The 22960-nt window shown below is 33.4% G+C and carries 16 protein-coding genes; 6 read left to right on the plus strand and 10 right to left on the minus strand.

Annotated elements, in window-relative coordinates:
- Positions 1 to 226: 226 nt before the first annotated feature.
- The 6 genes from G0Q09_RS01695 to G0Q09_RS01720 form a co-directional block, all read right to left on the minus strand.
- Positions 227 to 2332, minus strand: coding sequence for a glycoside hydrolase family 97 protein (locus G0Q09_RS01695; RefSeq protein WP_219033777.1), 2106 nt, complete (start codon positions 2330 to 2332; stop codon positions 227 to 229).
- A 107-nt stretch (positions 2333 to 2439) separates the two neighbouring features.
- Positions 2440 to 4296 (minus strand): glycoside hydrolase family 13 protein, encoded by a 1857-nt coding sequence (locus G0Q09_RS01700; RefSeq protein ID WP_219033778.1) that lies wholly within the window; start codon positions 4294 to 4296, stop codon positions 2440 to 2442.
- A 262-nt stretch (positions 4297 to 4558) separates the two neighbouring features.
- Positions 4559 to 6856 carry a maltose phosphorylase MdxK gene (mdxK, locus tag G0Q09_RS01705; protein ID WP_219033779.1) on the minus strand — a complete coding sequence of 766 codons (2298 nt, stop codon included), beginning with the start codon at positions 6854 to 6856 and terminating at the stop codon, positions 4559 to 4561.
- A 27-nt stretch (positions 6857 to 6883) separates the two neighbouring features.
- Positions 6884 to 7540 carry a beta-phosphoglucomutase gene (pgmB, locus tag G0Q09_RS01710; protein ID WP_219033780.1) on the minus strand — a complete coding sequence of 219 codons (657 nt, stop codon included), beginning with the start codon at positions 7538 to 7540 and terminating at the stop codon, positions 6884 to 6886.
- A 5-nt stretch (positions 7541 to 7545) separates the two neighbouring features.
- Positions 7546 to 8892 (minus strand): MFS transporter, encoded by a 1347-nt coding sequence (locus tag G0Q09_RS01715; protein ID WP_219033781.1) that lies wholly within the window; start codon positions 8890 to 8892, stop codon positions 7546 to 7548.
- 162 nt (positions 8893 to 9054) lie between these two features.
- On the minus strand, positions 9055 to 10074 hold the full coding sequence (locus tag G0Q09_RS01720; protein WP_038331040.1) for a LacI family DNA-binding transcriptional regulator: 1020 nt from the start codon (positions 10072 to 10074) through the stop codon (positions 9055 to 9057).
- 224 nt (positions 10075 to 10298) lie between these two features.
- Here G0Q09_RS01720 and G0Q09_RS01725 point away from each other — a divergent pair, with 224 nt between their 5' ends.
- The 6 genes from G0Q09_RS01725 to G0Q09_RS14925 all read left to right on the plus strand — a co-directional run bounded on the left by G0Q09_RS01725 (position 10299) and on the right by G0Q09_RS14925 (position 19899).
- Entirely contained in the window at positions 10299 to 13217 is a 2919-nt protein-coding gene (locus tag G0Q09_RS01725; RefSeq protein WP_219033782.1) for a SusC/RagA family TonB-linked outer membrane protein, read from the plus strand.
- Between the two features lie 10 nt (positions 13218 to 13227).
- Entirely contained in the window at positions 13228 to 14853 is a 1626-nt protein-coding gene (locus G0Q09_RS01730) for a RagB/SusD family nutrient uptake outer membrane protein (RefSeq protein WP_038331160.1), read from the plus strand.
- 1 nt (position 14854) lies between these two features.
- Entirely contained in the window at positions 14855 to 15880 is a 1026-nt protein-coding gene (locus G0Q09_RS01735; RefSeq protein WP_125349454.1) for a SusE domain-containing protein, read from the plus strand.
- Between the two features lie 88 nt (positions 15881 to 15968).
- Complete coding sequence (locus G0Q09_RS01740; RefSeq protein WP_219033783.1) at positions 15969 to 18773, plus strand: alpha-amylase family glycosyl hydrolase; 2805 nt, start codon at positions 15969 to 15971, stop codon at positions 18771 to 18773.
- Between the two features lie 243 nt (positions 18774 to 19016).
- Entirely contained in the window at positions 19017 to 19253 is a 237-nt protein-coding gene (locus G0Q09_RS14920) for a sialidase family protein (protein ID WP_257468011.1), read from the plus strand.
- A complete protein-coding gene (locus G0Q09_RS14925; protein ID WP_371875721.1) occupies positions 19240 to 19899 on the plus strand; it encodes a sialidase family protein in 660 nt (219 codons plus the stop codon). Before G0Q09_RS14920 ends, G0Q09_RS14925 begins: the two co-directional genes overlap by 14 nt.
- A gap of 54 nt (positions 19900 to 19953) precedes the next feature.
- Here G0Q09_RS14925 and G0Q09_RS01750 read toward each other — a convergent pair whose 3' ends face one another.
- From G0Q09_RS01750 to G0Q09_RS01765, 4 genes are all read right to left on the minus strand, one after another.
- On the minus strand, positions 19954 to 20670 hold the full coding sequence (locus tag G0Q09_RS01750; protein WP_219033784.1) for an LOG family protein: 717 nt from the start codon (positions 20668 to 20670) through the stop codon (positions 19954 to 19956).
- 70 nt (positions 20671 to 20740) lie between these two features.
- On the minus strand, positions 20741 to 21445 hold the full coding sequence (locus G0Q09_RS01755) for a Bax inhibitor-1/YccA family protein (RefSeq protein WP_052217477.1): 705 nt from the start codon (positions 21443 to 21445) through the stop codon (positions 20741 to 20743).
- A gap of 67 nt (positions 21446 to 21512) precedes the next feature.
- Positions 21513 to 22196 carry a nicotinamide riboside transporter PnuC gene (gene pnuC / locus G0Q09_RS01760; RefSeq protein WP_219033785.1) on the minus strand — a complete coding sequence of 228 codons (684 nt, stop codon included), beginning with the start codon at positions 22194 to 22196 and terminating at the stop codon, positions 21513 to 21515.
- 110 nt (positions 22197 to 22306) lie between these two features.
- Positions 22307 to 22936 carry a 4'-phosphopantetheinyl transferase family protein gene (locus G0Q09_RS01765; RefSeq protein ID WP_038331028.1) on the minus strand — a complete coding sequence of 210 codons (630 nt, stop codon included), beginning with the start codon at positions 22934 to 22936 and terminating at the stop codon, positions 22307 to 22309.
- Positions 22937 to 22960: the final 24 nt, after the last annotated feature.

The following is a 22960-nucleotide window of genomic DNA, read 5'->3' on the forward strand; positions in this document are numbered from 1 at the left end:
AAGTATTCAAATTGTCAAGCTAAATTTATTTCAGCTTCTCATCATCTTTAATTTGATCCTGCACTTCGACTTCGCTCAGTGACCTATTCAAGATTACTTTAAATAACATTCTAAGCTTATCAAAGAAGCTTAAAAATACACTTCGACAAGCTCAGTGTGACAATTTATTAATGAGAATTGAAAGAAGTTCTACGTAAAACGTATCACGTAGAACTTAAAACATTTTCTACTTTATTGGAAAAATCGAAATTGCTGTTCCTCCACTCGCCGCTAAATTCAATTTCAGTTTTGATTTTGAATTTACTTTTACTTTTTTGATGTCGTATGCTTTTGGATTTTTATCCCAATGTGCATTTTTCGCATCTTGGTAAATTGTTGCTTCGTAAGTTACTCCAGGCGTTAAGAAATCTAATTTAATTTCAGTTTTTCGAGGATTTTCATCTGTAATCGCACCTACAAACCAATTCTCCCTTCCTTTTGCTTTACGCGCTACTGTTAAATAATCACCAGGCTCAGCTTCTAAGTATTTTGTATCGTCCCAATCCACTGCCACATCTTTGATGAATTGGAAAGCATCGGCATACTTCTCGTAGTTTTCTGGTAAATCGGCAGCCATTTGTAACGGAGAATATAACGTCACATATAAAGCCAATTGTTTCGCTAAAGTGGTATGCACTTTTGTATCACGACCAACATTATACACTTTCATTTCTGTTTCAAAAATACCAGGCGTATAATCCATAGGACCACCTAACTGACGTGTGAAGGGTAGAATGGTTTCGTGCGCTGGAGGATTTCCATAACTCCATGCATTAAACTCGTTTCCTCTCCCTGCCTCAGCAGCAATATAATTTGGATACGTACGGTGATAACCCGAAGGACGAGAACTCTCGTGTGTATTGACTAAAATTTTATTTTCAGCGAAACGCTCTACCGTCCAATTGAAATGATTGACCATTGTTTGTCCATCGTGATATTCTCCTCTTGGAATGATGCGACCAACATAACCTGTTTTTACTGCAGGATATTCGTAATGTTTCATTACCTCCATTGCACGGTCAAAACGACGTTCGTAGTTGGCTACTGAACCAGAAGTTTCGTGGTGCATAATCATTTTTACACCTTTTGATTTTGCATAAGCAGAAATTTCTTTGATATCGAAATCAGCATAAGGTGTTGTGAAATCGAAAACATCTTCTTTCCAGTTCCCATACCAATCTTCCCATCCTTCATTCCAACCTTCCACTAAAACTCCGTCGAATCCGTGTTTCGCTGCAAAGTCGATGTAACGTTTTGTATTTTCTGTAGTCGCTCCGTGAGGAAATTTAATTGCCTCCTGTCCGACTTGGTTTTGTGCGTTTTGAGTTCCTTGACGATCCCACGTTGATTTCCCAACGTGCATTTCCCACCAAATTCCGACATATTTCATTGGTTTAATCCAAGATGTATCTTCAATTTTTGATGGTTCATTTAAATTTAAAATCATTTGAGGACCTTTCCCTACGATATCTCGGGCATCATCTGATACCATTATTGTACGCCAAGGTGTGTTGAAAGGCGCTTGTAAATAAGCTAAATCTCCAATTGCGTTTGGTGCTAAATGCGATTTGAATTGATAGGAGTTTTTATCAAATTCTAAATGCATTACTGGATAATTAACCACTGCAGCTTCGAAAATATTTAAGTAAATATTATCCGAAGTTTTCATTTGTAATGGCGTTTGAACTGAATTTGGTTTCCCAATTGATTTCACTCCAATCCCATTATTCATATCAATTTTACTGTGATCGATTCCTGAAATCTTCGATTCGATGTATGTATATTCTTGTGTATCGAAATCACCAGGTAACCAAAATGTTTGATGATCTCCTGTTAAATTAAATTGTGTTTTTTCTTCTTTTACGACAAAGTAATTTAAGTTTTGTTGCTTCGGAAATTCATAGCGAAAAGCTACACCTTCATCAAAAACTCGAAACGTAACATTTACATTTCGGTTAGTAGAAGTTTGCGTTAATTGAAACGTACCTTCGTTATGAATATCTTTAATTTCTTTGTATTCTCCTAAAACAGGTTGCCAAGCATCATTTACTGATTTAGTCGTATAATTTGTAACTGTAAATCCGTTTTCTAAAGCTTCTGCATCTTTTAAAATGAAACCTAATGTTGAAGGTTTTACAATTTCTTTTCCTTTATAAGTTACCGAATACGATGGTTGACCATTAGCTGTTAATTCGAAGTTAACTTTTACTTCCTTTGATGGCGATTCAATGATTTGGGCATTTAATGCGCCTATGGCAAGTAAAGTAAATATAGTTGTTGTTAATTTTTTCATTTGCTTTTTACGTTGTACGTGATATGTTTTACGTTATACGATTTTGTTATTCTGAGCTTTTTAAGAATTATAAAAAACATTTCGACAAGCTCAGTGTGACAGTAATTCTATTTCATCAATTCAATAATCATCGAAGATTTTCCATCAATTGTGATTTCACCGTTTGGATGAATTGTGAAATCTTGATTCGATAAAATATCTTTTCCAGTATGATATCCTTTGATCGATTCTTCAAAACGATCCAATTGGAGGGTTTGCTTATCTAATTTATTATTTAAAATCACCATTACCGATTCGTTGTCATTGTATCGGAAATACACATAGACATCATTGATTGGTGCATAATGTTTGGTTTTACCGGAATGAATCACCTCTTTATTTTTACGCCAATTGAATACTTTCGCTGTAAAATCATAGAACGCTTTTTGCGTTGCTGTTCGTGAATTTGGATTAAATGCATTTTGTGTATCAGACTTCCAACCACCAAGAAAATCTTGACGAATTGCTGCATCTCCACCAGTATTTTTATCTCCAGCCATACCGATTTCAGTGCCGTAATAAATTTGTGGAATTCCACGAACCGTTCCGATTAAAGTCGTTGCTAGTTGATACGGCTTAATATCTCCTTTGTAGATTTCGTTCCAACGTTCGGTATCGTGATTTTCAAAAAAGACCAATAAATTATTGATGTCTGGATATAAGAAATCATTCGTGAATGATTCGTAGATTTTCACCAAACCTTTATCCCACGATTCTTCTTCCTGAAAAGCTTTCGTCATATTTGCATACAACGAAAAATCCATCACCGCTGGTAAATTCGAATTGTACCCCGCCATTTCACCGATTTTCGAATCTTTTTGCCAATACGATACATGAGCTGGCGAATGCATCCACGCCTCTCCTACTACATTTAGATTGGGATATTCATCTGTAATTGCTTTTACCCAAGTTGCCATTCCTTCTTTGTTATTGTAAGGATATGTATCTACACGTAAACCTCCTAATTCGGCATATTCTATCCACCAAATGGCATTTTGAGTGATGTACTTTAATACTAATGGATTTGCTTGATTGATGTCTGGCATCGTCGTATCGAACCAACCATTTAATGCGCCTATTTTATCAATCTCTGAAGCATTAGGATCAAATTGGGTTGTTGTTCTATAATTCGAACGACGGAATCCATTTTCTCCTTCTGGAAATGTATGGATCCAATCTTTTGAAGGTAAATCCTGAATCATCCAATGTGAGATTCCCCAGTGATTCGTGACATAATCTTGAATCAAATACATTCCACGTTGATTCAATTTCTGAGACAATTCACGGTATTCTTCGTTTGTCCCGTAACGACCATCAATTTTATATAAATCGGTTTGAGCATACCCGTGATACGAATATTCTTTTTCATTGTCTTCGTTTACTGGAGTTAACCAAACTGCAGTGGCTCCTAAATTTTGGATATAATCTAAGTTGTTGATAATTCCTCGTAAATCTCCTCCGTGACGACCACCTGGCAATTGACGATTAACTTTCTCACGCAATTCTTTTTTCGAATCATTGCTTTCATCTCCATTGGCGAAACGATCCGGCATAATTAAATACACCATATCTTTTGACGTAAAAGATGTTCGATTTGCAGAATTTGGCTGACGATTTTTTAACTCGTATGTATACGAATCAACGATTTTATTTTTGTTTTTGATGTTAATTTTGAATGATGATTTGTTTACTTCATTCGTATTAATCGTTACAAAAACATAATTTGGATTTTCAGTTTTCTGTAAATTTTGAATTTTTACATTATCCGATAATTCAATATTGTATTTACTAATATCTTTTCCATAAACCAGAATTTGAACTTCTGGATTTTTCATTCCTTTCCACCAAAACATTGGCTCTACTTTTTGAATTTGTGCAAAAGCTAATGTTGATAGGAAAGATGATAATAATAGTATTTTTTTCATGTTTTTTGTTTTTTTGATACCTCGACAAGCTTTGTATGATATTTACTTTATTGTCATTTTGAGTTTATCAAAGAATCTTTTTTAAATTCTCTGTCCAGCTGAACTTGTTTCAGCTTCTCATTCTCTGCTTCATGCGATCCTGAAATGAATTCAGGATGACTTTTTTAAAATACGTTTTCAGAATAAACTTAGAACTTAAAACATCTATTCTAAATAAAAATACCCTGAAAACCGAAGCCTTCAAGGTATTAGATTCCCTTTATTAAATCGAAGGCTGAACAACTACTTTCTGGTCGAAAACATAAACCTCTAACGGTTCTGTTCCTTCCAATTCAAATGTTGTTTCTCCTTTATTTACAATAACTTTTAGGATTTGATGACGGAAATTTACTTTAAATGTAAAACCTTCCCATTGTTCTGGTAAACGTGGCTCAAAATACAATTGATCGTTTTTCACACGCATTCCACCAAATCCTTCTACAATCGACATCCAAGTTCCAGCCATAGATGTGATGTGTAATCCTTCGTGAACTTCTTTGTTATAATCATCTAAATCTAAACGAGAAGTTCTCAAATAAAATGTATATGCTTGCTCCATTCTTCCTAACGTTGCTGCTTGGATGGAATGAACACAAGGCGATAATGATGATTCGTGAACCGTTAATGGTTCGTAAAAATCAAAATGTTTTTCTAATTGATCTTTCGAAAATTGATCTTCGAAATAATAGAACGATTGTAAAACGTCTGCTTGTTTGATATAAGCTGAACGTAAAATTCTATCCCAAGACCATTTTTGATTAATCGGACGTTCTTCTTTTGGTAATTCAGAAACAGGTGTTAAATCTTTATCCAAGAAACCATCTTGCTGTAAATAAATTCCTAATTCTTCACTGAATGGAAAATAAATATTCTCTGCAACTTCTTTCATTTCTGCTAATTCAGCATCAGTAATACTTCTCTTTGCAGCGATTCGAGCGAAATCCTCTGGATAATTTGTTTTGACGTTTTCAACTTGTTCCAACAAATAATTCATACACCATTGTGCACAATAATTTGAATGGAAATTGTTGTTGACATTATTTTCATATTCGTTAGGTCCCGTAACTCCTAACATCACATATTGTTTTTTGTCGTTTGACCAATTCACACGCTGTTTCCAAAAACGTGCAATTCCTAATAAAACCTCTAAACCAGCTTCTGGAATATACGTTTGATCTCCCGTAAAACGAACATAGTTGTAAATCGCAAATGCAATAGCTCCATTACGGTGAATTTCCTCGAATGTAATTTCCCATTCGTTATGGCATTCTTCACCATTCATCGTAACCATCGGATACAAAGCTGCACCTTTGTTGAAGCCTAATTTTTCTCCATTTTCAATCGCTTTATCCAATTGATTAAAACGATACATTAATAAGTTTCGCGCAACTTCTTGATTTTTTGTTACCATGTAAAATGGCAAACAATATGCTTCTGTATCCCAATATGTAGAACCTCCATATTTCTCTCCCGTAAAGCCTTTTGGACCGATATTCAAACGCTCATCTTTTCCAGAATACGTTTGATTTAATTGAAAAATATTAAAACGAATACCTTGTTGCGCTTTTGTATCTCCTTCTATAGTGATATCAGCCATTTCCCAAATCTTTGCCCAAGCTTCTTTTTGGTTTATTAACAATTGTTCATAACCTTGTTCATTTGCTTGAGATAATACATTTTCGGCAGCGTTAATTAATTCATTTTTAGGATGATTTGTCGAAACTACATAACCTCCAAATTTCTCAATTGTCGCGGTATCATTCGCTTTTACCTCAACTTCATATGTAAATTCTACTTTTGTTTCAGTTTTAACATCACTTGTTGGTGTATTTTGTTGATAACTTCCATTTACCAAGATTTTATTCTGCATAAATGTTACGACTTCAAAATGAGTTTTGAACGTACGCGCTTGTACAAAACCTTGTTCACCTTTAATTTCAGAAAAAATTGGTTCCCAAAAAATCTCTTCCCAGTTCGCATCTTCGTTCTTTACAGCTGCATCAACATAAGGTTTGAAGACAATTTTCGCATCATCATTGATTGGTTTGATGTCATATTTAATTGCTCCTAATTCATCTAAATCAGCAGAAAGAAAACGTCGAACAAAAACCTCAATTTCTAATCCTGAAGGTAAAATCGCAATAAATGAACGATCCAATAAACCTTCTTTCATATTCAATTCGCGACGGAAATTTTTAACTTCTTTACAAGTGTTTAAATCAAATTTTTCACCGTTAATTTCGATGTCAATTCCAATCCAAACTGGCGCATTTAATACTTTTGCAAAATATTCTGGATAACCGTTTTTCCACCATCCCACTTTTGTCTTGTCAGGATAATAAACGCCGGCAATATAGCTTCCTTGAAATGTATCACCTGAATAAAATTCTTCGAAATTGGCACGTTGTCCCATTGCTCCATTTCCGATAGAAAATAAACTTTCAGACGATTTTACACGATCTTTTTCAAACCCTTCTTCGATAATTGACCACGCATTCGGGATGATATAATCTTGATTCATTTTGTTTGTTGTATATAGTTTGTATAATTATTGATTGATTAATTCGAACAAGAAATCCTCTGAGATTTCAGTAAAATTTTTAAAGTTGTATTTCGCTTCATTCAAAACTGAATCTTCTCCAATTCCGATGCTTGTCATTCCTGCAACATTTGCTGCTTCAATTCCTGCAACAGAATCTTCAAATACAATTGAATTTTCGTTTGTTTGATTCGCTTTTTTCGCTCCAACGATAAAAACTTCTGGATCTGGTTTTGCGTTAGAAACATCGTTTCCATCTACGATATCATCGAAATAATTTAGAATATTAACTTTCTCTAAAATTGGACGTGCATTTTTAGAAGCTGATCCCAAAATAATTGGTTGATTGTTTTCTTTTAGAAAGTTTAAAACGTCCATAACGCCTGGTAAAATTTCAGAATCGTCCATCTTATCAATGTATTCTAAATATTCTTTGTTCTTCTGAATTAACCATTCGTTTTTCTGCTCATCAGAAGCTTCAACATTTCCCAATCCAAGAATAATTTCTAATGATCGCACACGAGAAACACCTTTCAATAATTCGTTATGTTCGTGCGTAAAATCGATGTTTAGATTATTCGCTAATTTTTTCCATGCTAAATAATGGTACTTTGCAGTGTCGACGATGACACCATCTAAATCAAAAATAAATGCTTTAGTTTTCAAAATGATTATGCTTTGATTGGTTCATCCACATCTTTTACGCGCGTTACAAAAAGTGCTGCAATAATTAGCGCAACACCGCTGGTAACAATGGCGAAAATTGGATTATCGTGATATAAATATTTTACAATTGGACCGCCTAACAATGCGTTGACGATTTGAGGCATACAAATGAAGAAATTGAAAATTCCCATGTAAACACCCATTTTTTTCGCTGGAATTGCTCCCGCTAAAATTGCATAAGGTATCGATAAGATACTTGCCCAAGCGATTCCTACTCCGATCATGGAAAGGATTAGTAATTTTGGATCGTGAATAAAATAGATTGAAATTAATCCTAATCCTCCACAAATTAATGAAATAGCATGTGTTGTTTTTCGACCAAATTTTAAGGCTATTGCTGGTAAAAAGAAGGCGAATATTGCAGAAATTCCGTTGTAAACTCCGAAGATAATTCCAACCCAATCTCCTGCTTTTTGATATGTTTCTGAATGGGTATCACTCAAAGACAAACCGTACACATGATGCGCGATTGCTGGCGTAGCAAATACCCACATTCCGAATAATGCAAACCACGTAAAGAATTGTACCAAACCTAATTGTTTCATCGTTTTTGGCATATTTCCAAAATCGGTAAAAATCTGTGTTAAGCTTGCTTTTTCTTCAACAATTGGTTCTCTACCTTCTGCTTTTTCGAAAGCGTCTAATTCTTCTGGCGAATATTCTTTTGTTGTAAAAATGGTGATTAAAACGGTTACAATAATTGCAATTGCTCCAATAATGAATGATAAAATTAAGTGAAACGGAACTTCTCCTTCCGCTGCAACACTTGAAACACCAAACCAGTTGCTCAAAATATAAGGTAACCACGAACCCACAACAGCTCCTAAACCAATAATTACAGTTTGAATTGAATATCCTAATGTACGTTGATCCGAAGGCAACATATCTGCTACAAATGCACGCATCGGTTCCATCGCGATATTGAATGAAGCATCCATTATCATCAAGAATCCAGCACCCATCCATAATGCAGGCATCAATGCCGTAAATGCACCTGCTTGTGGCATTAAGATTAATCCGAAAGAAGCCAATAAAGCTCCTACTAAAAAGTATGGTTTTCTTCGTCCAAATTTAGACCAAGTATTATCTGAATAATGACCAATAATAGGTTGAACAATCAATCCCATTAGCGGTGCAACAATCCAAAACCAAGACAATTCGTGCACATCGGCACCAAATGAACTTAGAATACGGCTCGCATTTGCGTTTTGCAAGGCGAAACCCATTTGAACTCCTAGATATCCGAAACTTAAATTCCAGATTTCAAGAAATCCTAATCTACGCTTTCTCATTATCGTAATTTTTTTATGTATTTTACGATAAGCGTTTTATGCTTATCAAAACTATATTTTTGTAATTTGAGAAGTAAAAATATGTTTTGATTTGTTTACAATGTTAAAACTTTTTTTTGGGATTATTGCAACTGTAACAATTATTTAACCAAAAAAAACTTACTAAATCGTTGTAGTTTCTCTGTGTAATAATTCTGTTCCGACAACTTCGGTAATGTAATGCTCATGCTCGTTTTCTGACTCTAATTTTTGAATCAATAAACGCGCTGCAATCTCACCCATTTTGAATGCATTTTGTTTGACTGTAGAAATGCTTGGAATTGAGTTCTTGGAAATTACACCATCTGTAAAAGCTATTAAATGTAATTCTTCTGGCACTTTGATTCCTTTTTTCAGTGCTGCTCTCAACACTTTTACGGCATATAATTCATTTACTGCCATTACTGCGTCAAATTTATTTTTTTCGAAAAACTCATCAATCATAGTGTCCAACTGACTCTCGTCTTCTACACGCAAAATCAAGTTTTCGTCAACTGCAATTCCATTCGCTTCTAATGTTCTTTTATATCCTTCGGTTCTTAAGCGTCCAACACTTATATAATCTGGCGTTGTGATAAAACCGATTTTCTTGCGTTCTTTACTTATAAAATACTGAATTGCTTCTTGTGTCGCAAGTACATCATCAATAATCACTTTATCAGTATAAACCTCACGCGTTACACGGTCGAACATCACAACTGGCATTCCTTGGTTGATGATTTCTTTGATATGATGATAATCTTTTTTGGCTTGAGTTTCTTTCGAAAGAGAAATCACAAATCCGTCTATACTACCCGCTGCAAGCATCTCCATATTAATCACTTCACGTTCGTACGATTCATTTGACAAACATATTAAGACATTATAACCATATTGATTGGCTAAATTTTCGATTCCACTAATTACCATCGCAAAAAAATCGTGAACGATTTCGGGAATAATCACGGCAATGGTTTTCGTTTTACGATTCTTTAGACTTAATGCTATATTATTCGGTTTGTAGTTGTATAATTTTGCAAATGCCTGAATCTTTTGTTTCGTTACAGCACTAATCTCTTCGCTATTTTTCAACGCCTTAGAAACCGTTGATATCGAAACATCTAACTCTTTTGCAATCTGTTTTAATGTCAAATTCTTTTTCATAATCTTCTTTCTACCTTAACCATCAATCTTATTCTACTAATTTCCGTCTTTTTTATTAAAAATTAACATGCTATAACAATTAATTTAATTATTTATTAACACGAAAACGTTTTCGTTTAACTAGTTAGTGTATTACATACACAATCAATCAATTAAACAACTTATATTTGGTAATGAGAAGTAAAAATATAAATTAATAATTAACGAAACAAAACAAAAAATATATGAGGATTTTAAAACAATCTCTTCTAGCATTAGTTTTATCAAGCCCTGCTATTTTATCTGCACAAACTGCGATAAAAGGAACAGTACAAGATAGCGCTAATAACACGGCTTTAGCTGGTGCAGATGTTTCGAACATTACAACAGGAGAATCGACAGTTTCTGATGAAAAAGGAAATTTTACATTAGAAGCGAACGATGGTGATATAATTGTTATCAGTTTTTTTGGTTATGACGATCAAGAAATAACTTTTGCGGGACAAACGCAATTACAACTTCGTATGTCTAAAACGACAGAAAACTTGAAAGAAGTAGTTGTAATTGGATATGGTACAGCTAAAAAAGAAGATGTCACAGGTTCTGTAAATCAATTAAATTCAGAAGATTTCAACAAAGGATCAATCACTTCTGCGCAAGAATTAATGACAGGGAAAATCGCTGGTGTTGTGGTAACATCTGCTGGTGGAGCTCCTGGTGACGGTCAAAACATTATCATTCGTGGTAATAGTTCGTTATCATTAAACTCTCAACCATTATATGTAGTTGATGGTGTTCCTTTATCTGAAGTAAATATTGGAGGTTCTCGAAATCCTTTGGATTTCTTAAATCCTAACGACATCGAAACGATGACTATTTTGAAAGATGCTTCTGCAACTGCCATTTATGGTTCTCGTGCTGCGAATGGGGTTGTAATGGTTACAACTAAAAAAGGAAAAGGAAAAAAATTCCGTTTTAATTATAATTCAATTACATCAATTTATCAACCAGAAGGTTATATTGATGTAATGAATGCAGATCAATTCCGTGAATTGGTAAAATCTGTAGGAACAGCTGACGAAATTTCTCGTTTAGGTAACGCAAATACAGATTGGCAAAAAGAAATTTATAGAACAGCTGTAGGTTTTGATCACAACTTTAGTGCAACAGGAAATATTGGAGGTAAAATGCCGTCTCGTTTTTCTATTTCTAACACAGATCAAGATGGTATTTTGAAAGGAGATAACATCAATCGTACAACAGCTTCTATGAACTTAAGTCCATCTTTCTTAGATGATCACTTAAAATTTGAATTGAATGCTCGAGGTTCTTATATCGAAAATCAATTTGCAAACAGAGGTGCAATTGGAGCTGCTTTAGAGTATGATCCAACTCAACCAGTTTATTCTGGAGCAAATATATTTGGAGGTTACCACACTTGGATGGACGGATCTGTTAAACACAATTTAGCGCCAACTAACCCAGTTGCATTAATCAACGAAAACAGAGATACATCAGAAGTTCGTCGTTTTGTAGGAAATGCAAAAATGGATTATAAATTACATTTCTTACCATCTGTTACTGCAACAGTTAATGTAGGTTATGATATTTCTAATGCGAATGGACGTAATGTAACAACTGCAAATATGCCAAACTCTTCTTTGACATGGGATGGTTCTAAAACAACATTTAGCGCACAATTCTACAACAAATTATTTGATGCATATTTAACATTCAACAAAGATTTTGGACAACACGGATTAACTGTTGTTGGAGGTTACAGTTATCAATACTTTAATACATACAACACCAATTACGATAGTGAATTAGAACAACAAGGTTCTGATCAATTTACATTCGTAGACCGTGATCACTATTCTTTACTATCATACTTCGGACGTTTAAACTATAATTTTGATAATCGTTACATCTTAACAGCTACTATGCGTGCAGATGCTTCATCAAAATTAAGCCATGACAACCAATGGGGTTATTTCCCTTCTGCAGCTATTGCATGGAATATCTCTAAAGAAGAATTCTTGAAAGGAAGTTCTGTTGTAAATGATTTGAAATTACGTGTTGGATATGGTAAAGTTGGTAATGTGAACGGATTAGGAAACTTCCAATTCTTAACGCGTTATCAAGGATCAGAATCAACTGCTTATTATCAATTTGGTTCAACATTCTATCAAACTTATCGTCCTCAACCATTTAATGGTGATTTAAAATGGGAAATTTCTAGTACATTAAATGCTGGTATTGATTACTCTTTATTCAAAAATAGAATCTATGGTACATTAGACGTTTACAAGAAAAAAACAAGTGATTTAATTGCGAGTGTTTATGTAGATCCATTTACAAACTTTGGAAATATGATCGATAAAAATATCGGTGATATGGAAAATAAAGGAATCGAATTTAGCATCAATGCTGATATCGTAAAAACAAAAGATTTTGATTGGTCTTTTGGATACAACATCGCTTTTAATGATAATAAAATTGTCAACTTACCTACTGATAATTTAACAGGTGGTATCGATGGAGGAACTGGTAACAATATTCAAATTCAACGTGAAGGAGAAGAACCATTTAGTTTCTACGTATACAAACAAATTTATGATGCAAACGGAAAGCCTATCGAAGGAGCTTACGAAGATTTGAACAACGACGGAATCATCAACGAAAAAGACCGTTATATTCACAAAAGTCCTTTCGCAAAAGTAACAATGGGATTCAATACATTCTTCCGTTACAAAAATTGGGATTTAAGTGCAACTGCTCGTGCTAATATCGGAAACTATGCTTACAATAACATGGCTTCGTCTAAAGGTTACAGCAAAAAAGCGACAGGAAATGGTCAAAACTATTTATCTAATGTGCTTTCAAGCTACTACAACACAGGTTTCACAAGTATCACAGAAACTAATTTGTTAAGTGACCACTTTATAGAAGATGCATCTTTCTTCCGTATTGATAACATTACATTAGGTTACAACCTAAAACAAGCAATCAAAGGATTAGATATTCGTCTTTATGGAGCGGTTCAAAACGTAGCTGTATTCACAAATTACAGTGGTTTAGATCCTGAAATTTACCGCGGAATTGATAATAGTTTTTATCCAAGACCGAGAACGTATGTATTTGGTTTAAATGTTAATTTCTAAGAAAACTACAATGAAAAAGATTAAAATTTCAACATATATTTTAGCTGCGGCATTGGCTTTCTCTGTTTCTTCATGTCATGATGATTTAGATTTAATGCCAAATGATCCAGATACTTATACACAATTTGATGTATTCAAAGATGTTGCTACTGCAAAATCTGCTTTAGCAAAAGTATATTCTTCTTTAGCACTTACTGGACAAAAAGGTCCAGCGGGAAGTGGAGATATTCAAGGTATTGACGAAGGTGCTTCTCAATATACTCGTTTAATGTTCAACTTAAATGTATTAACAACAGACGAATCTATTGTTGGCTGGGGAGATCCAGGTTTACCAAACTTGCATGAGATTTCTTGGGGAGCAAGTAACAGTTTTGTTGAAGCGATGTATTATCGTTTAGCACAAACCGTTTCTTTCTCTAATTCATTTATTGCAAACGCTGAAGCTTTATCAAGCACAACTCCAGAAGTGAAAGAATATGTAGCTGAAGCGCGTTTCATTAGAGCATATGCTTATTATAGCTTAATGGATTTATATGCGAATGTTCCGTTAGTAACAGAAGTTTCTTCTGAATTACCGAAACAAAGCAATCGTAAAGAGATTTTCACTTTCGTTGAAAGCGAACTAAAAGCTATCGAAGCTGAATTAAAAGCTGGTCGTACAAACGAATACGGACGTGTAGACAAAGCAGCTGCCGAAGCATTATTATCTCGTTTATATCTAAATGCAGAAACTTGGATTGGTGAAGCAAAATATACAGAAGCCATCACTTATTCTAAATTGGCTATGCAAGCTGGATATACGCTTAACATAACTGATGGAAATAAAAATGGTTCTGCTTATGACGAATTATTTTTAGCTGATAACAATACGAATGGCGCGCAGAACGAAGCTATTTTCGTTTTAAATTTTGACGGAAATAATTCTCGTACATATGGAGGTTCTACTTTCTTAGTAAAAGCTGCAATTGGTGGAAAAATGACAGCTGCTGATTATGGTGTAAATGGTGGATGGGGAGGTCCTCGTTCTACAAAAGCATTGGTGAATCAATTTACAGATGCTGTAACAACGAAAGACAGTAACGGAAATCCAACTGCATGGAAAGATAAACGTGCGATGTTCTTTACAGATGGACAAACATTTGAAATTAACAACATAGGTACATTTGGAGAAGGTTATGCTGTTTACAAATGGTCAAATAAACGTTCAGACGGAAAAAGTGCAAACGACGCAACAGGAGAATATGTTGACACAGATGTTCCTATAATTCGTTTAGCAGAAGTTTATTTAAACTATGCCGAAGCTGTTTTACGTGGAGGAACTGGTGGTGATCGTGCAACTGCATTGAGCTTAATCAACGAATTAAGAACTCGTGCATACGGAAATACATCAGGTAATATTACTGACGGACAATTAAACTTAGATTTCATTTTAGCAGAAAGATCAAGAGAGTTGTACTGGGAAGGAACGCGTAGAACGGATTTAATTCGTTTCAGTAGATATACAAATAATTACAATTGGCCTTGGAAAGGAGGCGTTCAAAACGGAACTTCTGTAGATGCTACAAAAGCTATCTTCCCAATTCCAAACAATATTATTGTCATTAATCCAAACTTAACTCAAAACCCAGGTTATTAAGATGAAAAATTTTATAAAATATATTTCGTTAGCTTGTGCGAGTATTTTTGCCTTAAGCGCATGTAACGATGATGAAGATATCATCAAATTAGATCCCTCAAATTTTGTTGCACCGAAAGTAGAAACACCTGCTTCATCAACAATTGAATTATTAGAAGAAAATGCTGCAAATACAGCAATGACATTTAATTGGAGTGCCGCAAATTATGGAACAAATACTCCTCCTAAATATGAATTACAAATTGATGTAAAAGGAGATAATTTTGAAAATCATCAAGTTCTTACTTCAACTTCAACATTAACAGCTGATGTTACCGTAAAAGAATTGAATTTAGCAGTTATTGCTTTAGGATTAGAACCTTTTAAAGAAGGAGAAATAGAATATCGTATTGTCTCTACAGTTGGTACTCCTGGTTCTCAACAGTTAATTTCTAATGTCAATATATTAAAAATAACGCCATATCCAACAGATTTATCTACAAATTGGGGTGTTGTTGGTTCTGCTACTCCTAACGGTTGGGACGGGCCAGATGTTCAATTTTGGAAAACTGATGTTACAAATGTATTTGTAGCGTATACAGATTTAAAAGCTGGTGAAATCAAATTCCGTCAAGACAACAAATGGGAGTTAGATTATGGTGGATCTAATGGAAAACTTGAAAAAGGAGGTAAAAACATCGCAGTAGATGCCGGTACTTACAAGATAACTATGGACTTAACAAATCTAACTTATAAATTAGATAATTATTCTTGGGGATTAGTAGGTGACGCTACAGCAAACGGATGGGATGGTCCAGACCAAAAATTGTCTTATGATGGTACTTTAGATGCTTGGACTATTACTACAACATTAAAAGATGGAGAATTTAAATTCCGTTTAAATAATGATTGGGGAACAAATTTTGGTGGTACAAGTAATGCAGGAGAATTAACAGACAAAGACGGTACTAACATCAAAATAAAAGCTGGGAAATATAAAATCACAGCTAATTTCAACAAGAAAACTTATACAGTAGAAGCTCAATAAAATTTTTTCTCATCAACAAATAATTTTTTAAAAGCCATTAAAATTCAATTACGTTTTTTAATGGCTTTTTTCTAAAACTACACAAAACATGAAAAACATTCTATCTATTTTAATGCTTTTAATGGTAATATCTTTTACCAAAGCACAAATTACAACAACTCCTTCACCACCCGAAGCAAACCAAGCAGTTGTAATAAACTTCGATAAAACAGGAACAGGTCTTGCCAATTATTCAGGAGATATTTATGCGCATACAGGCGTAACTATTGATGGAAAACAATGGGAAAATATAATTGAAAGTTGGGGAAATAATACCACTCAACCCAAATTAACTTTCGTTTCTGGATCAACCTACAAATTAGAAATCCCTACATCTATTTATCAATTCTATGGAGTTGATACTTCTAAAAATATTACAGCAATAGATGTTGTTTTTAGAAGTGCAGATGGAAAACAACAAACTACGGATCTTTCTATTTCGGTAGGTTCTTTCAAAGTTACTTTAACTAATCCGCTCGAAAATTCAATTACAAATGTTTCTTCAGGATCAAGTTTTAACATCAAAGCGATAGCTACAAAATCTGCTAATTGGACATTATCTGCTAACGGAACTCAAATTGATGCATTAAATAATTCAACTTCTTTTGATAAAAATTATACCATTTTACAAAATCAGAATTATACATTAAATGCAACTTTTAATGGTCAAACAATAAGCAAATCTTTTACAATTAATATCAAACCAACGGTTAAAGATGTAGCCATTCCATCTAATTTACATGAAGGAATTAATTATTTGAATAATGATTTTACAAAAGCATATTTGGTTTTATACGCTCCACAAAAAGAGTTCATTCATGTAATCGGAAGTTTCAATAATTGGCAACTTTCTGATCAATATGTGATGAATCGAGATACAACTAACAAGGATTTATATTGGATTGAATTATCTAATCTTAAAGCAAGTGAAATCTATACGTTTCAATATCGAACAAGTGATGGAATCAAAACTGCAGATCCTTATTCGACTTTAGTTTTATCGCCTTATGATGATCCGTATATTACCGCAGCAACTTACCCAAATATGCCTGTATATCCTACTGGACAACAATTTGAAGTTTCGGTTTTACAAACAAATCAAGCAAAATACAATTGGAAAGTTTCAAATTTCAATCGCCCAAATAAAGAGAATTTGATGATTTACGAATTATTAATTCGTGATTTCAATTCGACAAAAACATGGCAATCTTTAATTGATGATTTTGATTATTTCAAAAAATTAAACATTAACGCAATCGAAGTTATGCCCGTAATGGAGTTTGAAGGAAATATTTCTTGGGGTTATAATACAGCTTATCATCTTGCTTTGGATAAAGCTTATGGACCAGCAGATAAAATGAAAGAATTCATCGATTTGTGTCATCAAAATGGAATTTCAATCATTTTAGATGTTGCTTTAAATCATGTTTATGGTCGATCTCCGTTGGTTAGAATGTGGATGAATGATCCCGACAATGATGGTTTTGGAGAACCAACTGCTATAAATCCTTATGTTAATCAAACTGCAAAACATAGTTACAATGTTGGATACGATTTAAATCATCAATTAACACCAACTCAAAATTATGTACAACGTACATTAAAACATTGGATTGAAGAGTTTAAAATTGATGGATTTAGATGGGATTTAACAAAAGGATTTACACAAAATTGTACACCTTCTGATGAAACTTGTACAAACGGATATCAAGCTGATCGTGTAGCAATTTTAAAAAAATATGCAGATATGCAATGGACAATTGATCCGAATTCCTACATCATTTTTGAGCATTTAGGAAATAATGGTTCAGCACAAGAGGAAACAGAATGGGCGAATTATCGCATTAACGAAGGTAAAGGAATTATGCTTTGGGGTAAAGCGACTAATAATTTTAATCAAAATACAATGGGATATGCTTCGGATAGTAACTTTGATTGGTTGAAGCATACTGTAAAAGGTTTTACGAAAAAACATTTGGTTGCCTATGCAGAAAGTCATGATGAAGAAAGAATGATGTACAAGAATTTACAATATGGTGCATCATCAGGAACTTATAATATAAAAGATTTAAAAACTTCTTTGGAAAGACAAAAAGCTCTTGGTGCAGTTTTATTTACAATTCCTGGTCCTAAAATGTTGTGGCAATTCGGAGAATTAGGATATGATTACTCGATAAATCATTGCGAAGATGGAACAAATAATGACGGATGTCGCACCAATCCAAAACCTATTCCAAGCGAAATTGGTTACTTAACAAATGCCGATAGAAAATCTGTTTATGAAGTTTGGTCAAAAATTATTGGTCTTAAATTAAACAACAAAGTTTTCGAAACTGATAATTATACAATTACATCTGGAGATTTAAAACCGCGTATTCAGATTACAAATAATTTATTATCGTCGTCTGATTTATATGAGGTAATTGTTATTGCAAACTTCACAACAAGCACTCAAGCAATTGCGCCACTTTTTCCATTTACAGGAAATTGGTACAATTTGATGGACGAAACAACGCTGAATGTCACCAATACAAATTCATCATTTACAGTTAATCTAAATCCAGGTGAATTTAGAATTTTCGGGAATGCAAAAGCAAATTTATCAACAGATAATATTGAGGTTAATTCAGAAAAAATCTCTGTAACTCCAAATCCAGTTTCTTCCTCTTTTTCATTAAATATTAATTCAGAAAAAGTAAAAATCTATGATTTAACAGGAAAACTGATCAAAGAGTTTTCAGGAAAATTTTCAGCGATACATCAATTTAACATCAAAGAATTACCAAAAGGTATTTACATTCTTGACATTGAAGCTAAAAATCGAAAATCGTCGGCGAAACTGATTAAAAATTAATTTTAAAAAAAGCCATTAAAATTCGTTTTGATGGCTTTTCATTTTCACAAATCGTTGAAAAATCAATAACTTGTCGGTTAATTTACACCATGACAAAAAAGAAAAATTCTACTTGCCATTTTTTCCTTCGCTTATACGCTAGGATTTGCCCAAACCAACAAACAAGTTTTATTTACAAGCAAAAATCAATCGGATGTCAAATGTTATCGCATTCAGAGTATCATTACATCAGCAAAAGGAATATTGATTGCGGCAATCGACGAGCGTGTTCCAAATTGTGGCGATTTACTTTACAATCCTAATATCAATATTGTGATTAGGAAAAGTGATGACAAGGGAAAAACATGGTCAGCAATCAAGCGAGTTATCGATTTTCCAGATCAAGAATCTGCTTCTGATGTATCGATGGTTTTGAATGAAAAGACAAAAGAAATTTATCTTTTTTACAATTACATGAATCAAAAAAATTGCGAAAAATGAATTTCGATTACATTTTGTAAAAAGTGCTGACAATGGAGAAACGTGGTCAAAACCTGTTGATATTACAGACCAAATTACGCCAACGGAATGGAAAAAAGATTTTAAATTCATTACTTCTGGTCGTGGCGCATACACAAAAGAAGGTTGGATTTTGAATACATTGGTTCGATTGAAAGACGGTGTTTACGTATTCGGAAGTAAAGATCATGGAAAAACGTGGGAACGAATTTCGAGTGTTGCAGATAAAGCAGACGAAACAAATATTGTACAACTTCCGAACAAAGATTGGATGTTAAATGCGCGCGTTCAAAATGCTGGTTTCCGTAAAATATTTATCTCAAAAGATCAAGGAAAAACGTGGGTTTCTAAAATGGAAGAACAATTAATTGATCCAATTTGTAATGCATCGACATTAGTTTTAGGAAAAAATATTGTGTTTAGTAATTTGCATGATTCAAAAGATCGTCAAAATCTGGGATTGAAAGTAAGTAAAGATCAAGCGAAAACATGGAATTTTATCAAAACTATTGAACCAAATTCTTCGGTTTATTCCGTTTTAACGAATATATCAAAAAATAAAGTTGGTATTTTTTATGAAGCTGATGATTACCAAGATATGTTTTTTGAAGTAGTTGATTTAAAATAAATTCAATCATAAAAATATAAAAAAACCTCATCAAATGATGAGGTTTTTTGTTGCTTAAAAATTAAGCTTAATATTATATTTTTCGTAGAAATTCTCGATGTGAGCAACTGCTTCTTCTGCTGTATCAACCAAACGGAAAAGATCCAAATCTTTCTCAGAAATATAACCTTCTCTCAAAACTGTTTCTTTGATCCAATCAATTAAACCTGACCAATATTCAGTTCCAACTAACACAATTGGGAAACGTCCTGTTTTCTTCGTTTGTACCAATGTCATCGACTCAAATAATTCGTCTAACGTCCCAAAACCTCCTGGCATTCCGATAAATCCTTGTGAATATTTCACAAACATTACTTTTCGTGCAAAGAAATAATCGAAATTAATTTCATATTCACGGTCGATATATTTGTTCAAGTCTGTTTCGAAAGGCAATGTAATTCCCAATCCAACAGAAGTTCCTCCACCCTTTTGCGCTCCTTTGTTTGCAGCTTCCATAATTGCCGGACCTCCACCAGTAATTACACCAAAACCTATTTGCGTTAATCGATACGCAATGTCCTCTGCTAATGCATAATATGGATGATCTGGAGAAGTACGTGCCGAACCAAAAATAGACACGCAAGGTCCTATTTTAGACATTACTTCGTAACCATTTACAAACTCTGCCATAATCTTGAACAACGCCCAAGAATCATTTATTCTAATCTCATTCCAATCTTTTGGTCGAAACGGAGATTGTATTCTATCGTCTTCTTTTTCTTTATCTGTCATAGTATCTTAAATAAAAAAACCGCAACAAAAATGCTACGATTCAATATACAAATTTATTGTTTCTTCATGATTAATCTCTACTCATAAAAATTCTCAAAATATACCAAAACAATAACATTAATGAAGCAAATAACGACAATGCCGCTGCAACATACTGTTGTGTTCCGAACTCATATTTTAATTGGTGAGTGTTGTACAAAATTGCTCCACCAGCTAAGGCGCACATTCCAACTGAGAACCATAATCCTAGATCGAACCCGAATAACATCCCTGCAATAATCAATCCAATTGCTAAGAAAAATCCTATAGTTAATGCTCCTCGTAAAATAGAGAAATCTGCTTTTGTTAAAAATACAATAGCTGACAATCCTACAAATAATCCGCCTGTTACTACAGCTGCTTGTTTTATCACATAAGTTCCGCCATAATACAATGCGATGTAAAGCATTGGTACAAAAATTAAAGCTTCTGCAACTATATATAAAAAGTAGCCTAAATATTGTTTAGATTTTGAAATCGATCCGTACGCCATTTTTTGAGCAACCCATGTAATTCCCATGAAACCTGCTAATAAAATAAGCCAAAGATATCCAGAAGTTAAACTCAACATGAAGCTTACTAATGCTTCTGATTTTAACATCAAAGATTCGATTAAAACAAATACCAAAACTCCTCCAGCAACGTGTCCGTAAGTATGTTTATAGAAATTTGCCCTTTCTACGCTCGTTGCCTCTGCAACCAATTGGTTTTGTTGATATACGTGTTGATTTTCCATATTCGTAATTTTTATAGGTTTTTCAAATTCAATTTATAAGGCTAAAATACTAATTTTAAATTATTTCTTAGCTCACTATTTTTTGGGAGTTTTTTACTGATTTTATCCAATCGATTAATCCGATAAATGATAAAATCAATAAGACAATATATTGCACAGAAGTGATAACTGCTCCTTTGTAAATCATTAATGGAATCATGATTAAATCGCCGATAATCCAGAAATACCAGTTATCAATTTTTCGTCTCGCCATCATCCACATTCCAATCAAAAAGATAGCGGTCGTCGAAGCGTCTACAAAATCAATTTTGGAATAATGTAATTTACATTGGTTTATAAAACTGAAATCAAAACCATTTTGAATAACTGGACGAAAATAATAAATCGTCAAAATAAAGATAAAACTCAACGCGAAAAGTAAAGTTGCGTACAGATATTCTTTCTTCGTTGCCCACGAAACATCGACATGTTTATGATCTGCTTCGAGATTTTTTTGCCACAAAATCCAACCATAAATCGCCATTGAAGTATAGTAAACATTAATAATTGTTTCACCATATAATCCCCAATTAAAAAATAAATAAATGAAAATAAATGTTGAAATAATTGTAGTTGGATAAACCCAAATATTGCGTTTGTAGGTATAATAAACTGAAATAATTCCGAAAAAAGTTGCTATCGTTTCGAGCAAGATATTCAACGTAGAATAGGTTTTGTAAGGCGCAAGGATATAATCAATAAAATCGTTCATTCTTAAGTTGTGAGTTGTGAGTTGTGAGTTGTGAGTTGTGAGTTGTGAGTTAAAAATAATTCATTCTAAATCAAAAATCTAAATTCGTAATTCTAATTTTAAACTTCGACTTATTCATAATCCAACACCCAAACCAAATAATATTCACCAATCATTTTATAGAATGCATGATATTTTCGAGATTTTACATCATCCGAAATCCAACAAATAAATTGTTTATTTTCTATTAATTCAAATTCTTCTGCACGATAATGATTCAGAAAATTCCAAAGATTTCCACCATTCAATTTGTACAAACCTTCTTTCATTCCCCAAATTACATGCAAATATTCAGTTTCATGTTCTTGAGGTATCCAAGCTATTTCATCTGGACGGGCAAATTTATGTTTGATGTTCAAAATTTTTCTTGGTCGAGACAATTCAATATCTATCCCAATATTATATTCGCTCACGCCAACAGAAACCAATCCATAGGAATGTGTGATGGAAATTTCTTTATTTGTAGGTAAAAAAGGTTTTCCTCTTTCGTCATAATTTACATCATAATCCAAGTCCAATTTCTTTAGACAAGCGCGCAAACCAAGATATTCTCTGGCCTGTTTAGGTCGAAGATTATTATATTTTTCTATTCTATAGTCCTCTAAATGAAGATATTCTAATAATTCTTCATTCGATTCTGTTACATTCCACGTAATAATGCGGGTATGTTTAAAATCGTTAATATAATCGATAACGGGCATTTTATTAATCGAAATTTGTTTGTA

Origin of the sequence: Empedobacter falsenii, from assembly GCF_019308355.1 — a bacterium.
Lineage (GTDB): Bacteria > Bacteroidota > Bacteroidia > Flavobacteriales > Weeksellaceae > Empedobacter > Empedobacter falsenii_B.

Bases quoted from the DNA above. Each gene is read 5' to 3' on its own strand.
- G0Q09_RS01695 (WP_219033777.1), bottom strand. From the start codon at position 2,332: ATGAAAAAATTAACAACAACTATATTTACTTTACTTGCCATAGGCGCA.
- G0Q09_RS01700 (WP_219033778.1), bottom strand. From the start codon at position 4,296: ATGAAAAAAATACTATTATTATCATCTTTCCTATCAACATTAGCTTTT.
- mdxK (WP_219033779.1), bottom strand. From the start codon at position 6,856: ATGAATCAAGATTATATCATCCCGAATGCGTGGTCAATTATCGAAGAA.
- G0Q09_RS01715 (WP_219033781.1), bottom strand. From the start codon at position 8,892: ATGAGAAAGCGTAGATTAGGATTTCTTGAAATCTGGAATTTAAGTTTC.
- G0Q09_RS01720 (WP_038331040.1), bottom strand. From the start codon at position 10,074: ATGAAAAAGAATTTGACATTAAAACAGATTGCAAAAGAGTTAGATGTT.
- G0Q09_RS01725 (WP_219033782.1), top strand. From the start codon at position 10,299: ATGAGGATTTTAAAACAATCTCTTCTAGCATTAGTTTTATCAAGCCCT.
- G0Q09_RS01730 (WP_038331160.1), top strand. From the start codon at position 13,228: ATGAAAAAGATTAAAATTTCAACATATATTTTAGCTGCGGCATTGGCT.
- G0Q09_RS01735 (WP_125349454.1), top strand. From the start codon at position 14,855: ATGAAAAATTTTATAAAATATATTTCGTTAGCTTGTGCGAGTATTTTT.
- G0Q09_RS01740 (WP_219033783.1), top strand. From the start codon at position 15,969: ATGAAAAACATTCTATCTATTTTAATGCTTTTAATGGTAATATCTTTT.
- G0Q09_RS01750 (WP_219033784.1), bottom strand. From the start codon at position 20,670: ATGACAGATAAAGAAAAAGAAGACGATAGAATACAATCTCCGTTTCGA.
- G0Q09_RS01755 (WP_052217477.1), bottom strand. From the start codon at position 21,445: ATGGAAAATCAACACGTATATCAACAAAACCAATTGGTTGCAGAGGCA.
- pnuC (WP_219033785.1), bottom strand. From the start codon at position 22,196: ATGAACGATTTTATTGATTATATCCTTGCGCCTTACAAAACCTATTCT.
- G0Q09_RS01765 (WP_038331028.1), bottom strand. From the start codon at position 22,936: ATGCCCGTTATCGATTATATTAACGATTTTAAACATACCCGCATTATT.